Annotated in this window: 15 protein-coding genes; 13 read left to right on the top strand and 2 right to left on the bottom strand. The window is 69.4% G+C overall.

Translation table 11 applies throughout. The features are described from left to right. Positions 1-29 precede the first annotated feature (29 nt). From NM203_RS16595 to NM203_RS16615, 5 genes are read left to right on the top strand one after another with little or no spacing between them, the layout of a single operon-like run. The gene (locus tag NM203_RS16595; protein ID WP_255061108.1) at positions 30-698 is read left to right on the top strand and encodes a YveK family protein; all 669 of its coding nucleotides are present in this window, start codon (positions 30-32) and stop codon (positions 696-698) included. A gap of 11 nt (positions 699-709) precedes the next feature. Continuing rightward, entirely contained in the window at positions 710-1960 is a 1251-nt protein-coding gene (locus tag NM203_RS16600; protein WP_255061109.1) for a lipase family protein, read from the top strand. Further along, a complete protein-coding gene (locus NM203_RS16605) occupies positions 1957-3186 on the top strand; it encodes a lipase family protein (protein ID WP_255061111.1) in 1230 nt (409 codons plus the stop codon). The genes NM203_RS16600 and NM203_RS16605 overlap by 4 nt, the downstream gene beginning before the upstream one ends. Continuing rightward, positions 3176-3985 (top strand): biotin--[acetyl-CoA-carboxylase] ligase, encoded by an 810-nt coding sequence (locus NM203_RS16610; RefSeq protein ID WP_255061112.1) that lies wholly within the window; start codon positions 3176-3178, stop codon positions 3983-3985. Before NM203_RS16605 ends, NM203_RS16610 begins: the two co-directional genes overlap by 11 nt. 23 nt (positions 3986-4008) lie before the next feature. Continuing rightward, positions 4009-4527: a PH domain-containing protein gene (locus NM203_RS16615; protein WP_255061113.1), complete on the top strand. Its 519-nt coding sequence runs from the start codon at positions 4009-4011 to the stop codon at positions 4525-4527. Here NM203_RS16615 and NM203_RS16620 read toward each other — a convergent pair. Further along, positions 4482-5159 (bottom strand): GtrA family protein, encoded by a 678-nt coding sequence (locus NM203_RS16620; protein WP_255061114.1) that lies wholly within the window; start codon positions 5157-5159, stop codon positions 4482-4484. The two genes, NM203_RS16615 and NM203_RS16620, sit on opposite strands and share 46 nt — an antisense overlap. 92 nt (positions 5160-5251) lie before the next feature. Between NM203_RS16620 and NM203_RS16625 the strand changes: the two genes are divergently transcribed. The 5 genes from NM203_RS16625 (at position 5252) to NM203_RS16645 (ending at position 10217) form a co-directional block, all read left to right on the top strand. Then, a complete protein-coding gene (locus NM203_RS16625) occupies positions 5252-6460 on the top strand; it encodes a 5-(carboxyamino)imidazole ribonucleotide synthase (RefSeq protein ID WP_255061115.1) in 1209 nt (402 codons plus the stop codon). Further along, positions 6453-6959, top strand: coding sequence for a 5-(carboxyamino)imidazole ribonucleotide mutase (purE, locus tag NM203_RS16630; RefSeq protein ID WP_255061116.1), 507 nt, complete (start codon positions 6453-6455; stop codon positions 6957-6959). Before NM203_RS16625 ends, purE begins: the two co-directional genes overlap by 8 nt. 11 nt (positions 6960-6970) lie before the next feature. Further along, positions 6971-7804, top strand: coding sequence for a class I SAM-dependent methyltransferase (locus NM203_RS16635; protein ID WP_255061117.1), 834 nt, complete (start codon positions 6971-6973; stop codon positions 7802-7804). Between the two features lie 54 nt (positions 7805-7858). Beyond that, complete coding sequence (locus NM203_RS16640) at positions 7859-9022, top strand: acyl-CoA dehydrogenase (RefSeq protein ID WP_255061118.1); 1164 nt, start codon at positions 7859-7861, stop codon at positions 9020-9022. Positions 9023-9119: 97 nt separating this feature from the next. After that, positions 9120-10217, top strand: coding sequence for a beta-galactosidase (locus tag NM203_RS16645; RefSeq protein ID WP_255061119.1), 1098 nt, complete (start codon positions 9120-9122; stop codon positions 10215-10217). A 3-nt stretch (positions 10218-10220) separates the two neighbouring features. Here the strand turns inward: NM203_RS16645 and NM203_RS16650 are convergent, their stop codons facing one another. Next, entirely contained in the window at positions 10221-11687 is a 1467-nt protein-coding gene (locus NM203_RS16650) for an LCP family protein (RefSeq protein ID WP_255061120.1), read from the bottom strand. 67 nt (positions 11688-11754) lie between these two features. Here NM203_RS16650 and rfbD point away from each other — a divergent pair, with 67 nt between their 5' ends. Genes rfbD through manB form a run of 3 tightly spaced genes read left to right on the top strand, consistent with a single transcriptional unit; the run spans position 11755 to position 14616 of the window. Continuing rightward, positions 11755-12621, top strand: a complete 867-nt coding sequence (gene rfbD, locus NM203_RS16655) for a dTDP-4-dehydrorhamnose reductase (RefSeq protein WP_255061122.1) — start codon at positions 11755-11757, stop codon at positions 12619-12621. Continuing rightward, entirely contained in the window at positions 12618-13502 is an 885-nt protein-coding gene (locus NM203_RS16660) for a glycosyltransferase family 2 protein (protein ID WP_255061123.1), read from the top strand. The genes rfbD and NM203_RS16660 overlap by 4 nt, the downstream gene beginning before the upstream one ends. 37 nt (positions 13503-13539) lie before the next feature. Beyond that, positions 13540-14616, top strand: coding sequence for a mannose-1-phosphate guanylyltransferase ManB (manB, locus tag NM203_RS16665; RefSeq protein WP_255061124.1), 1077 nt, complete (start codon positions 13540-13542; stop codon positions 14614-14616). Positions 14617-14619: the final 3 nt, after the last annotated feature.

The following is a 14619-nucleotide window of genomic DNA, read 5'->3' on the forward strand; positions in this document are numbered from 1 at the left end:
CCGGCCACTACTCGTCGGATCGACGTCCGTTGAGAGTCCCCGTCGGCGCACCGAAGCTCCGCGACTACGCGCTCATCGCGGCGCGCTGGTCGATCGTGCTCGCCATCGCGACGGTGCTGTCCGGCGTGGTCGGCTGGGTGTCCTGGCTGACGATGACCCCGACCTATCAGTCCCACACCAGGGTGATGGTGACGAGCCCCGGCGCGGCGACGTCGTTCGACGCCTTCTACGGTCAGCTCAACTCGGTCTCCCGCATCCTGACCTATCAGACCCTCGCCAGGAGCACGCAGGTCACGTCGCCGACCATCGAACAGCTCGGCCTCACGGACTCGACCGGCGCGCTGGCGGGCCGGATCATCGTTCCTCCGACGTCGTCGCCCGTCTTCGACGTCATCGTGACCGGTAGCGACCCGACGCAGACCCAGGAGGTCGCGCAGGCCGTCACCGTCAACCTCGTCGCACTGACCCGCCAGATGGCCACCGTCGACGGCGGGGGAGCCGAACTGATGCAGATCGACCAGGCCAGCCCGCCGAAGAGGGTGGGCTCGATGTGGTCGACCATCCTCCAGGGCGCTGCGCTCGGGCTCGGACTGTCGGTCGTCCTGGTGATCGGCTACGTGCTGGTGAGGGGCAGGGTGCTCGGGAGGGGGCAACTCGATCGCATCGTCGCCGAGCCGATCGCGCCGACGCCCGCTTGACCATGAGCTCATTGGACACCGCACCCTCCGAGCGTCCCACCCGCCGCCGCCGCTACCTCGTCCTCGGGGTGATCGTCGCGCTGGTGATCGCCGCGGCGATCACCCTGGCGATCACTTGGCCGGCACTGCTCCGCCACTTCGACACGCCGCCGACGATCGGCGACCCGGAGCCCGTCGCGACGGCGGACCTCTCCGGCTCGGGTAACGGGTCGCTGCTCAGCGCGATGACCATGCCCGCGTTCTCGGCGACCGAGGGGGCCGACACGGTCAGGGCGGCCCGCGTCACCTACCGCTCCAGCAACGGCGACTCGGGGCAGCAGACCGTGGTGTCCGGCTCGGTGTTCACCCCGACCGGGACGCCGCCGCCGGGCGGCTGGCCCGTCATCGCCTTCGGCCACGGCACGACCGGCATCGACGAGGCGTGTGCGCCGTCGCTCTCGGACACGCTGCTGGGCGGGGCGTCGCTGGTGGTGGGCCTGTCCCACGCCGGCTACGCGGTCGCGCTGGCCGATTATCAGGGCCTCGGTGCACCGGGCGTGCACCCTTACACCGATTCACGCACGGCCGCGCTGAACATGATCGACGCGGTTCGCGCGCTGCGCCGCACTTTTCCCGACGTGTCGAACAGGTTCGCCGCGGTCGGCGGCTCGCAGGGCGGCGGCGCTGCCTGGGCGGTCGACGAGCAGGCAGCGGATTACGCGCCCGATCTCGATCTGGTCGGTGCGGTGGCCTTCGTGCCCTCCGCCGACGTGACGGGCATCGTCGACAAGGCGCAGGCAGGGACGATGACGAGCGATCAGCAGCTGGCGTTCTTCGGCATCGTGGAGTCGCTGGCACGCCTGCACGGCGACGTGAACCGCGACGACTTCAGGCGGGGAACCGCCGCAGCCCACTGGGATTCGCTGACCGCGTGCTCCGGTCCGCTGGCGGCGGAGCGCGACGGCGCCGCGAAGCAGCTGCAGCCCGCGGATTCGACACCCGCGAATCCTGAGGCGGCGCAACGGGTCCGCCAACTCCTGAGCGGCTGGGCCGTGGGCAACCGGAAACTGGCGGCGCCGTTGCTCGTCGTCTACGCGGGAAAGGACACGTTCATCGATCCCGATTGGACAACCGGGGCCGTCGCGCGCGCGTGCGCGCTCGGTGGAAACGTCGAGGCCGACCTGCAACCGGACAAGGGGCACGGCGACGTCGACGTGGTCGCCCGCGTGCAATGGCTGGCCGACAGATTCGCCGGGACGCCCACGACGGGGAACTGCCCGTGAAACGCCTGCTGATCTACGGCTTCGTGGCCGTCGTGGTGATCGTTCAGATCGCCGTCCTGTCGGCGCTCAAGCCCGTCGCCCCGCTCCTCGCCGGGTTGGTGTACGACACCCTCGCGGGCCCCGGTGATCCGCCGAGTCGGGTCGAGGGAGCCCGCATCGGGGGCGACACACCCGGCAGCCTGGTCTCCGCGATCACCGTGCCGTACGTGAGTCGCAAGTGGGATGCCCAGGGGCTCAACGCAGCTCGCGTGGTCTACCGCTCGACCAACGGCGACGACAACAGCCCGACCGTGGTATCCGGGTCGGTCTTCGTGCCCAAGGGCCAGCCACCGACGGGCGGTTGGCCGGTGGTGTCCTTCGGGCACGGCACGATCGGCATCGAGAACGCTTGCGCACCATCGCTTTCGGACAGTCTGTACGGACACCTCAAATACGTCCGGGTGCTCGTCGAGCTCGGTTACGCGGTGGCGCTTGCCGACTTCCAGGGTCTCGGTGCGGAAGGGGTTCACCCGTACACGGACTCGCGCACCGCGGGGCTGAACATGATCGACGCCGTCCGAGCGCTGCGCAGCACGTTCCCCGACGCCTCGGATCGGTGGGTGGCCATCGGGGACTCGCAGGGTGGCGGGGCGGCCTGGGCGGCGACCGAGCAGGCCGGGTCCTATGCGCCGGAGTTGAAGCTGCTCGGCGGGTTCGCCGCGTCGCCGGGCCCGGATATGTCGGGTCTGGTGGACAAGGCGGTGAACGGGTCGCTCACCAGCGAAGAGCGTGCGGTGCTGCAGGCCGTCATCGAATCGCTGGCCCGCCTGCACCCCGACCTCAACCGCGACGACTTCCGGAAGGGTGCGGCGGCCCGCTACTGGAACGTGCTGAACGGGTGCACGGCCGACGTGGCCTACGACCGCGCGAACGCCCTGACCCAGGTCGGCCCTCGCGACTTCACACCGAAGACCCCGGAGGCCGCCGATCAGCTACGCGAGTTGTTGACACAGTGGGCGTTACCGCAGAAACCGCTGTCGGCGCCGCTCTACGTCTGGTACGGCGGCAAGGACCCGTTCATCGACGCGGAGTGGACGCGGGAGGCACTGGCCCGAGCGTGCGCGCTCGGCGGCGAGATCACCATCGACTACGAACCCGATGGGGGCCACAACCCGCCCGACGCCGAGGAACTCGTCAGGTGGATGACCGATCGCTTCGAGGGGAAACCCGTCCGCAATGACTGCTGATCCCTCCAGACGTCCCGTCGACGCCGACGGGTTGCGGTCCGCCCTGGACCCCGCCGTCTGGCGGCGCGTCGACGTCGTCGACGAAACCGGTTCCACCAACGCCGATCTCATCGCGCGCGCCGCGGCGGGCGAGGACATCGCAGGGGCCGTGCTCATCGCCGAGCACCAGAGCGCCGGCCGCGGCCGCAACGGTCGCACCTGGTCGGCGGTGCCGCACGCGCAACTCACCGTGTCGGCGGCGGTGGACGTGCGCGCCGTCCCCGTTGCGGCGTGGGGCTGGATCCCGCTGCTCACCGGTCTGGCGGTGATCGACGCGGTCGCCGACGTCACCGGCGTCCGCGCGGGTCTGAAGTGGCCCAACGACGTGCTCGCCGGGCCGCAGCAGGGCAAGCTCGCGGGCATCCTCGCCGAGGTGGCGTCCCCGGCGTCGGTGGTCGTGGTCGGGGTCGGGCTCAACGTGTCGCTGGCCGCCGACGAACTGCCCACCGCGGAGGCCACGTCGCTCGGGCTGCTGGGCGCCGAGGGGGTCGACCGGACCGCGCTGGCGGCTGCTCTGCTCGGGGGGCTCGGCCGCGGGATCGCGGCGCTGGCCGGGGGAGCGGGCGACACCCTGGTCGCGCGCTACGCCGCCGCCAGTCTGACCATCGGATCGACCGTGCGGGCCACCCTGCCCGGGAACCGGGAGGTCGTGGGGCTGGCGACGGGTGTCGACGACCAGGGCCGACTGTGCATCGACAGCGCGGGCGAGACCGTCGTGGTGTCGGCGGGGGACATCGTGCATCTTCGCCCCGTGCGCTGACCAGCGCCGGTTAGAGTCGCACCGTGGGGTATCCGGAGAACGTCCTGGCCGCCGATGAGCGGGTGGTACTGCATCGTCATCCGCATTGGAAGCGGCTCATCGGCCCGGTCCTGGTGCTGCTGATCGCGACCGCGCTCGCCGCGTTCGGGGCGGCCGTCGTCTACCACGCGGATTGGAGCCCGGTCGCGACCAACGTGGTGCTGGGCGTCATCGCCGTCGTCTGGCTGGTCATCATCGGATGGCTGACCGTGTGGCCGTTCCTGAATTGGCGCTCAACGCATTTCGTGATCACCGACCGCCGGGTGATGTTCCGGCACGGCTTTCTGACCCGCGCGGGCATCGACATCCCGCTGGCACGCATCAACAGCGTCGAGTTCCGGCACGGTCTGCTGGACCGGCTGTTGCGCACCGGCACGCTGATCATCGAGTCCGCGAGCCAGGATCCCCTCGAGTTCCACGACATCCCGCTAGTGGAACGCGTGCACTCGCTGCTGTATCACGAAGTCTTCGACACCCTGGGTTCCGAGGAATCGCCGAGCTGATCGGACTGCTCCGACCGCCAGGAGCGCATCCTGGTGACGGTGCCGCGGCCCCGACCCTCCGCAAGCCCCACCTCGTGCTCGTCCTCGAGCACCTCGGCGATGCCGCCCGCGGTCAGCGTGGCCTCGACGGCCTTCTCCGGGTTCCGGCCGAACTCGTCGGGGAACACCCAGCGGCGGAACGCCCAGAAGCGGAACCCCATCTGCAGCAGGTTGCCGATGATGTAGGCCGACACGAAGTCGGCGACGTTCTCGGTGAGCAGCGACACCTCGGGGACGCGCAGCATCAGCACGTAACTGGAGATCCACAGCGGGGCCATCGCGAGCACGACGCCGACGCCGCTGACACCGAAGAACAGCAGAGCCTCGTGATGTCGCTCACGTCCACCGCGGTCGCGGAAGCTCCACTCCCGATTCAGGATGTAGGAGGCGATGACGGCGACCACGCCGGCGATGATCTTCGCGGTGACCGGCTTGGGCTCCAGGATCGTCAGCTTCAGCGTGAAGAAGATCGCCGAATCGATGATGAACGTGGTACCGCCAACGATCGCGAACTTGATCAGCTCGTGATGCCGCTCGGCGAAGGGCCGGATCACACGGGGGAGCCGCGCGATGGTGGCATCGGTGAAAGACATAAGGAGCGAGTGTACGGAAACAAGGTTGTCAACGCGTACCCGTGCAGGTGGGGCCGGTCGGCGGCCGGCCGGGCCCGTGACAACATAACAGCGTGAGTGCACCCCCAGTCGTCGCCATGATCGGAGGCGGCCAGCTCGCCAGGATGACCCACCAGTCCGCTATCGCGCTCGGCCAGACGCTGCGGGTGCTGGCGACCGCGGACGGCGAACCTGCGGCGCAGGTCACACCCGACGTCGTCATCGGTGAGCACACGGATCTGGACGCGCTGCGGCGCGTGGCCGCAGGCGCCGCTGCGCTGACGTTCGACCACGAACACGTGCCGGGGGCGCTGCTGGACGCCCTGGTGGCCGAGGGGGTCAACGTCGCGCCACCGCCGCAGGCCCTCATCCACGCGCAGGACAAGCTGGTGATGCGGCGCAAGCTGGCGGACCTCGGCGCGCCGATCCCGCAGTTCGCCGAGGCGACGTCGGCAGACGACGTCGACGCGTTCGCTCAGCGCATCGGCGGGCCCGTCGTCGTGAAGGCGGCCCGCGGCGGGTACGACGGCCGCGGCGTCACGTTGGCGCGTGACCTCGCCGAGGCCCGCGACGTCACCGAGCGCTACCTCGCCGACGGGATGGCCGTGCTGCTCGAGGAGCGGGTCGCCCTGAAACGCGAACTCGCCGCGCTGGTGGCCCGGTCGCCGTTCGGGCAGGGCGCCGCCTGGCCCGTCGTGCAGACCGTGCAGCGCGACGGCATCTGCGTCGAGGTCATCGCCCCGGCGGCGGGCCTGGATCCCGAGGTCGGCGGCGAGGCCGAGCACCTGGGGCTGCGAGTGGCGAGCGAGTTGGGCGTCGTCGGCGTCCTGGCCGTGGAGCTGTTCGAGACGACGTCCGGTGCGCTGCTGGTCAACGAGCTGGCGATGCGCCCGCACAATTCGGGGCACTGGACGATGGACGGCGCTCGCACCAGCCAGTTCGAGCAGCACCTCCGCGCGGTCCTCGACTATCCGCTCGGGGCCACCGAGCCGGTCGCGCCCGTCACGGTGATGGCGAATGTGCTTGGCGCACAGGAACTCCCCGACATGGCGATGGACGAGCGGCTGCACCACCTGTTCGGCAGGCTGCCGGAGGCGAAGGTCCACCTGTACGGCAAGTCGGAACGGCCCGGCCGCAAGATCGGGCACGTGAACGTGCTCGGGGCGGCCGGCGGGTCGCTGTCGGACGACGCGTACGTCGCCGATGTGCGTGAGCGCGCCGTGCGAGCGGCACACTGGTTGTCCCACGCGGAGTGGACGGACGGATGGAGTGGGCATGGCTGACAAGGCGCGGGTCGGCGTCATCATGGGCAGCGACAGCGACTGGTCGGTGATGGAGGACGCGGTCACCGCGCTGGTCGAGTTCGAGGTGCCGTTCGAAGTGGGCGTCGTCTCGGCGCACCGCACGCCCGGCCGGATGCTCGACTACGCCAGGACGGCGGCGGACCGCGGCATCGAGGTCATCATCGCGGGGGCGGGCGGCGCCGCCCACCTGCCCGGCATGGTGGCGTCGGCCACGCCGCTTCCGGTGATCGGAGTGCCGGTGCCGCTGGCCCGGCTCGACGGCCTGGATTCGCTGCTGTCGATCGTGCAGATGCCCGCGGGCGTTCCGGTGGCGACGGTGTCGATCGGCGGGGCCCGCAACGCCGGTCTGCTGGCCGTCCGCATCCTCGGTGCGGCCGACACCGACCTGCGCGCACGTATGGAACGTTTTCAGGCCGAACTGGAATCGCTCGTCCTGCAGAAGGACGCGGCGCTGCGTGATCGGCTGCTCGGCGGCTAAGCTGGCTAACGATGAAACGCTCCTTCGGTAGGTACCGGAACTTCGGCAACAAGCTGGTGAACGGCTTCATGGAATCGGGGGTGCTCGCCATCGCCGAGGTGCTGGACCGCGCGCAGCGGGCCCGGCAGGTCGGCGGCGCGGTCGCCGAGATCGGAGTGCACCACGGCAGGTTGTTCATCGGCCTGTCCCTCCTGCAGCGGCCGGGTGAGAAGTCGGTGGCCATCGACCTCTTCGGTGACCAGGCCATGAACATCGACAACTCGGGCCGTGGCGACTACGACCGGTTCGAGAACAACGTCAAGCTCTGGTCGTCGATGGACGACGTCGTCATCCAGCAGGGTGACTCGACGAAGCTCGCTCCGGAGGTGCTGCGGGACAAGGCCGGTGGGCCGATCCGCTTCTTCAGCGTGGACGGCGGTCACACCGCGGAGATCGTGTACAGCGACATGCAGCTCGCGGAGGCGACCCTCGTCGACGGCGGCGTGGTCATCGCCGACGACATCTTCAACCAGCAGTGGCCCGGCGTGGCGGTCGGCACGCTCAAGTACCTGGCCGACGGCGCGAAGCTGGTGCCGTTCGCGATCGGGTTCAACAAGGTGTTCTTCGCCCAGCCGGATTACAGCGACTACTACCGCAACGAACTGGCCACCGCCTTCACCGGCAGCATGCGAATCCAGTTCGAGGACACCGTCTTCGACGGACACGACGTCACCTACCTCGCCCCGATGACCGCCGTCGACATCGCCCGCAAGAGTGAAACGGCGCGGTCGATCTACCGCGGTGCCTACAAGGGCGTCGTCCAGGGCCTTCAGCTGGTGACCGGTAAGGGCACGCCGGGTCGGTAGCGGCCACGCGCGGCCTCGCAGGTAAAGTTACCGACGAGTAGCAAGGAGGCCAGCATGGCGATCGGTAACCCCTCGTTCGACGTTTTCAAACTGTCCGACGAGCACGAGGAACTGCGCACGGTGGTGCGCGAGGTGTGCGACAAGGAGATCGCGCCGTACGCGGCCGATGTCGACGAGAAGGCCCGCTACACCGATGAGGCGTTGGCGGCGTTGAACTCGTCGGGCTTCTCGGCGATCCACATCCCGGAGGAGTACGGCGGGCAGGGTGGCGATTCGATCACCGCGTGCATCGTGATCGAGGAGGTGGCCCGCGTCTGTGCGTCGTCCTCGCTGATCCCGATCTGCAACAAGCTGGGCACGATGGGGCTGTTGATGAACGGCTCCGAGGAACTCAAGAAGCAGGTGCTGCCCTCGATCGGCGGGGGCGAGGCGACCGCGTCGTACGCCCTCAGTGAGCGCGAGGCGGGCAGTGACGCCGCAGCCATGCGCACCCGCGCGAAGGCCGACGGGGACTCCTGGGTGCTCAACGGGTCGAAGTGCTGGATCTCCAACGGCGGTCATTCGCAGTGGTACACGGTGATGGCGGTGACCGATCCCGAGAAGGGCGCCAACGGCATCTCGGCCTTCGTGGTGCACGAGGACGATCCCGGCTTCACCGTCGGGCCCAAGGAGCGCAAGCTGGGCATCAAGGGTTCGCCGACCACGGAGTTGTACTTCGAGGACTGCCGGATTCCCGGTGATCGGATCATCGGCGAGCCCGGCACGGGGTTCAAGACCGCGTTGGCGACGCTGGACCACACCCGGCCCACGATCGGGGCGCAGGCCGTCGGTATCGCGCAGGGCGCGTTGGAGGCGTCGATCGCGTACACCAAGGAGCGCAAGCAGTTCGGCAAGTCCATCAGCGACTTCCAGAACACCCAGTTCATGCTGGCCGACATGGCGATGAAGATCGAGGCCGCCCGGCTGATGGTGTACTCGGCAGCGGCGCGCGCCGAACGCGGTGAGCCGGCGCTGGGGTTCATCTCGTCGGCGTCGAAGTGCTTCGCCTCCGATGTGGCCATGGAGGTCACCACCAACGCCGTGCAGTTGTTCGGCGGGTACGGCTACACGGTGGACTTCCCGGTCGAGCGGTTCATGCGCGACGCCAAGATCACCCAGATCTACGAGGGCACCAATCAGATTCAGCGCGTGGTGATGTCACGCGCACTGCTGAAGTAGCGCCACCACGTCAGCTCCGGGTGACTCCGGGGCGAAGCGCCGTGCTCGATGGTCGGGTGCCATATTGTGATCCCGACCATCAGAACGGGAGACTCGAATGAGGCGCGTGCGCAGACGGGCCGTAGTGCTCGCCCTGGGTATCGCCACCCTCCTCTCGGGTTGCGCCGCCAACGCGGAGGCACCCGGTCCGCCGCTGACCATTCAGCCGGCCGGGGTACGCGTCGCACCCCCCATCGAGGAAGTGCCGACGACCATCGGAATGGCCGACTCGGACCTCTACGCGCAGCCGGCCCCCGCGGTCGACCGGGCGTTCCAGACGATGCGGGACCTCGGCGTCACGTCCGTCCGCCTCATGGTCCCGTGGGCGGGTGTGCAGCCCGCGAAGGGCGTCTACGACTGGCAGTTGATCGACCGAATGGTGGACGGCGCGGCCAGGCACGGGCTGTCGGTGCTGGCGACGCTGAACGCGACGCCGTCGTGGGCGGTCACCCCCGGTACGCCGATCCTGAGCGGCAGACCGCGGTCTCCCGCGGAGTACGGAGAGTTCGCTGCCGCCGCGGCCGACAGATATCGCGGCAGGATCACCGCATACGAGATCTGGAACGAGCAGAACGCGGTGACCTTCTACACACCCCGCCCCGACGCTGCCGGTTACGTCGCGCTGCTGAAAGCCGCGTACCCGGCCATCAAGGCCGCCGACCCCCACGCCGTCGTCGTGACCGGTGGCCTCGGCGCGCTCGTGGACCACACCACGCTGACGATCGACGCGGTCAAGTTCGTCAAGGGCATGTACGCCGCGGGCGCGAAGGGCTACTTCGACGGGATCGGCTATCACCCGTACCAGTACACGACCATGTTCTCCGAGGGCGGCTACCACCCCGATTCGCCGATCAACCAGGTCGCCGGAATCCGTGCGGCCATGCTCGCCAACGGCGATGAGGCGAAGAAGATCTGGATCACCGAGTACGGGTTGCCGTCCTCCGAGGGCGGCGACAAGCTGCAGGCGCGATACGTCGACGACATGCTGACCGCCTGGCGCAGGATCACCTACGCGGGACCCGTCTACCTGTACACGATGCGGGACAGGCGGACCGGCAGCCCCCGCGACGAGGACACCCTCGGCGCCTACCGGTCGGACGGCAGCGCCAAGCCGGTGGTCGACGTCATCCTGTCGCACACCCGCACGGGCAACTGACGGCTAGTTCACGCACGCGGGATCGTCGGAACCGGCCGTCAGAACCGGGGGCGGCGGCGGCGGTAGCTCGGCGTCGTTGGCGACCGGATCGGCAGTCGTGTCCAGGGTCGGATCCTCGGTGCCCAGGCCGGATCCCGGCCCGGTGTAGTCGTTGGCGAGCACGACGCTGACCTCGCCCGCGCCGAGCGAGCCGTCCTCGACCACGGGCAGGTTGCCGAGCGCCTTCGCCACCGCGACGGCACCGAGGTCGTCGGTCTTGGGGGCGCGCACCTGGCTGCCGGCGATCGGCGGTCCCTCGTGGTTGCCGACCTCGCCGGGCTTGAAGCCCTGGCTCGACAGCACGTCCGACACCGCGGCCGCCAGACCGCCGATGTCGGTGGCGTTGACGACGTCGGCGGTGGTCTTGTCGGGGGAGTAGGAGATCTCCTCGGTCTTGCCCTCGTCCTGCTCCTTGAGAAGGCCTTCGACCCAGTCCTTGACCTGAGTCTCGTCGACCCGGACGACGCTCTGCATCCCGTCGTCGCTCCAACCGTCCTCCTGCAGCACCGGGATGGTGGCGAAGGCGACGCTGCCTGCGGCGAGCTTCTGGAGTTGCTCGACGAAGTCCATGATGTCCCAGCCGTCGGACAGCACGACCGATCGCTGCACGGCCTCCTCGAGGCGGTTCAGCGTCGCCGGGCTCGTCAACGTCTTACTCGAGATCACCTGATGGGCCAGCGAGGCCATCACGGACTGCTGGCGCGTGACGCGGTCGAGGTCGCCGCGCGGCAGGTCGTGCCGCTGGCGCACGAAGCTCAGCGCGCGCGGTCCGTCGAGCTTCTGCCAGCCCGCGGGGAAGTCGGCGCCCGAAAGCGGTTCGTACACCGCGTTGTTCAGGCACACGTCGACGCCGCCGAGGGCGTCGGTGATGAGCGCGAAACCCAGCAGGCCGATCTCCGCGTAGTGGTCGACGGTGACTCCCGTCAGGTGGGCCACGGTCTTGATGAGCGCTTCCCGGCCGGCCTCGTTGGCCTCAGGTTCGGCGACGGCGGGCTCCATCCCCTGCTCCTCGACGAGTTCCTTCATCCTCTCGAGCTTCACCTCGCCGAACACCCCGTTGATCTTCGTCTTACCGAAGCCGGGTGCGGTGACGTAGGAGTCACGGGGAATCGAGATCGCCGTCGCGGACTTCCCGTTGTTGGGGATGCGGACCAGGATGATCGTGTCGGTGTTGGTGGCGACGTCGTCGCCGGCGCGCAACGTCGCCAACTCCTCGGACGACAGCGGGTTGCCGTGCGCGTCGGTGCGGCTGTCCATGCCGACCAGGAGGATGTCGATCGCGCCGTCCTCGCCGCCCTCCCCGAGCGCTATCGAGCTGACGTGATTGATGCCCGACTCGAACGAGCGGATCTTGCCCCAGGCCACCCCCGTGCCGATGACGACGATGGACGCAGCCAGGACGGCGACGATCCGGGTGGCGCGGGTGGGCATCAGCCCAGGCTACTGGCGAGTCGACCGAAGATCGGGTAGCGACGGGCCGCGTGCCAGACTCGGATTCATGTCGCACCGAATCGTGATCACCGGCGCGGGCGGGCTGCTGGGGCGCACCCTGGCGGCCGCCGCGCGCTCCCGCGGCCACGACGTCATGGCTTTGACCTCGGCGGACTGCGATATCACCGACCCCGCGGCGGTCGAGCGCGCGGTGCGTACCGACGATGTCGTGGTCAACTGCGCCGCCTACACCAGGGTGGACGACGCCGAACGTGACGAGGCGGGCGCGCACGCCGTCAACGCGACGGGTGCGGGGAACGTCGCGCGGGCGTGTGCACGGGTGGAGGCTCGGCTCATCCACGTGTCGACCGACTACGTGTTCAGCGGTGACTTCGGGACCGCGGAGCCGCGGCCGTACGACGTCGATGACGAGACGGGCCCCCTGAGCGTGTACGGACGCACGAAACTCGACGGTGAACTCGCCGTGCACGCGGCGCTGCCGCACGCGCACGTGGTGCGCACCGCGTGGATATTCTCCGGCGGCGACGGTTCCGATTTCGTCGCCGCGATGCGGGCTAAGGCGGCCGCTGAGGACACGGTGGACGTCGTCGCCGACCAGGTCGGCACCCCCACCTTCGTCGGCGACCTGGCCGCTGCGCTGCTGCAGCTGGCCGACGCGGATGCGATCTCCGCGCCCGTCCTGCACGCCGCCAACGGTGGCAGCGCCAGCCGTTACGAGCAGGCCAGGGCGGTGTTCGAGGTGCTGGGCGCCGATCCCGAGCGGGTCCGACCGGTCGGCACGGACCGTCACCCGCGCCCTGCGCCCCGGCCCGCCTACTCGGTGCTTTCGCAGGCCGCGTCGACCGCGGCGGGCCTGACGCCGCTGCGGCCGTGGCGGGACGCGCTGGCCGCGGCGCTAACCTCTACGCCGTGACGGAGCAATTGACGGTCGTTACCGTGACCTACTCACCGGGACCGCACCTCGATCGCTTCCTCGCCTCGCTTGCGCACGCGACGGACCTGCCGGTGACGGTGGTCATGGCCGACAACGGCTCGACCGACGGCGCACCCGAGGAGGCGCTCGAGCGGTATCCGAACGTGCGGTTGCTGCGGACCGGCGGGAACCTGGGGTACGGCACCGCCGTCAACCGCGCCGTCACCGAATACCTGGCCGACGACGACTCCGAGTTCTTCGTGGTGGCGAACCCCGACGTGCAGTGGGGGCCGCGCAGCATCGACCTCATGCTCGAAGCCGCACAGCGGTGGCCGGTCGCCGGATCGCTGGGACCGCTGATCCGCGACCCCGACGGCACCGTCTACCCGTCCGCGCGGCATCAGCCCAGCCTGGTGCGCGGCGGAATGCACGCCGTCGTCGGCCCGGTCTGGAAGGCGAATCCGTGGACGGCCGCCTACCGCCAGGAGCGGATGGCGCCCAGCGAACGCCCCGTCGGGTGGCTCTCCGGCTCGTGCCTGCTGCTGCGGCGCGCCGCCTTCGACGGCATCGGTGGCTTCGACGAGCGCTATTTCATGTACATGGAGGACGTTGACCTGGGGGACCGGCTGATCCGGGCGGGCTGGCAGAACGTGTACGTGCCGACCGCGGAGATCCTGCACGACAAGGGGCACGCCACCGGCCGCGACCCCGCCCGCAACTTGGCCGCCCATCACGACAGCACCTACACTTTCCTCGCTGATCGGCATCCCCGCCGGTGGCAGGCACCGCTGCGGTGGGCGATCAAGTCCGCTCTCTCGGTGCGCGCAGGACTAGTAGTCGGCAACTCCCGGCGGAAGCTCGCGAAAGGACGACGGACGTGACTCCAGTTGCGCACCAGGCACGAACGGGCCAGGGCAGGTGAACGCCGCTGAGGTCGACGCCGCGATCCTCGTCGGCGGGAAGGGCACCCGACTGCGTCCGCTGACGCTGTCGGCGCCCAAGCCGATGCTCCCGACGGCGGGTCTTCCGTTCCTGACGCATCTGCTGTCGCGCATCGCGGACGCCGGGGTGAAGCACGTCGTGCTCGGCACGTCGTACAAGGCCGAGGTGTTCGAGAAGGAGTTCGGCGACGGCTCGGCGCTCGGTCTCGACATCGAGTACGTCTTCGAGGAGCAACCGCGCGGTACCGGTGGCGGCATCGCCAACGTCGCGTCCAAGCTGCGCTACGACACCGCGTTGATCTTCAACGGCGACGTGCTGTCGGGGTGCGATCTGAACGCTCTGCTGAGCAGCCACGAGGAACGCCAGGCCGACGTGTCGCTGCATCTGGTCCGGGTCGGAGATCCGCGTGCCTTCGGTTGCGTCCCAACGGATTCCGACGGCGGCGTGACGGCCTTCCTGGAGAAGACGCAGGATCCGCCGACCGACCAGATCAACGCGGGTTGCTACGTGTTCAACCGCGACGTCATCGACCGCATCCCCACGGGGCGTGAGGTGTCGGTGGAGCGCGAGGTGTTCCCCGGCCTGCTGTCCGACGGGCTCAAGGTGTGCGGGTACGTCGACGCCACGTACTGGCGCGACATGGGAACGCCCGAGGATTTCGTCCGCGGGTCGGCCGACCTGGTGCGCGGCATCGCGCCGTCGCCGGCGCTGAAGGGCCATCGGGGCGAACAGCTGGTCCACGACGGCGCCTCCATCGGGCCGGGTGCGCTGATCATCGGCGGCTCGGTGGTCGGTCGGGGAGCGGAGATCGGGCCGGGAGTGCGGCTCGACGGTGCGGTGATCTTCGACGGTGCTCACGTCGAGGCCGGCGCCGTGATCGAACGCTCGATCATCGGCTTCGGCGCCCGCATCGGTCCGCGTGCGCTGATTCGCGACGGCGTGATCGGCGACGGCGCCAACATCGGGGCGCGCTGCGAACTGCTGCGCGGTGCACGGGTGTGGCCTGGCGTGACGATTCCCGACGTGGGGATCCGGTACTCGACCGACGTATAGCTG

It is taken from the genome of Mycolicibacterium arenosum, from assembly GCF_024320865.1.
In the GTDB taxonomy this organism is placed as follows: Bacteria; Actinomycetota; Actinomycetes; order Mycobacteriales; family Mycobacteriaceae; genus Mycobacterium; species Mycobacterium arenosum.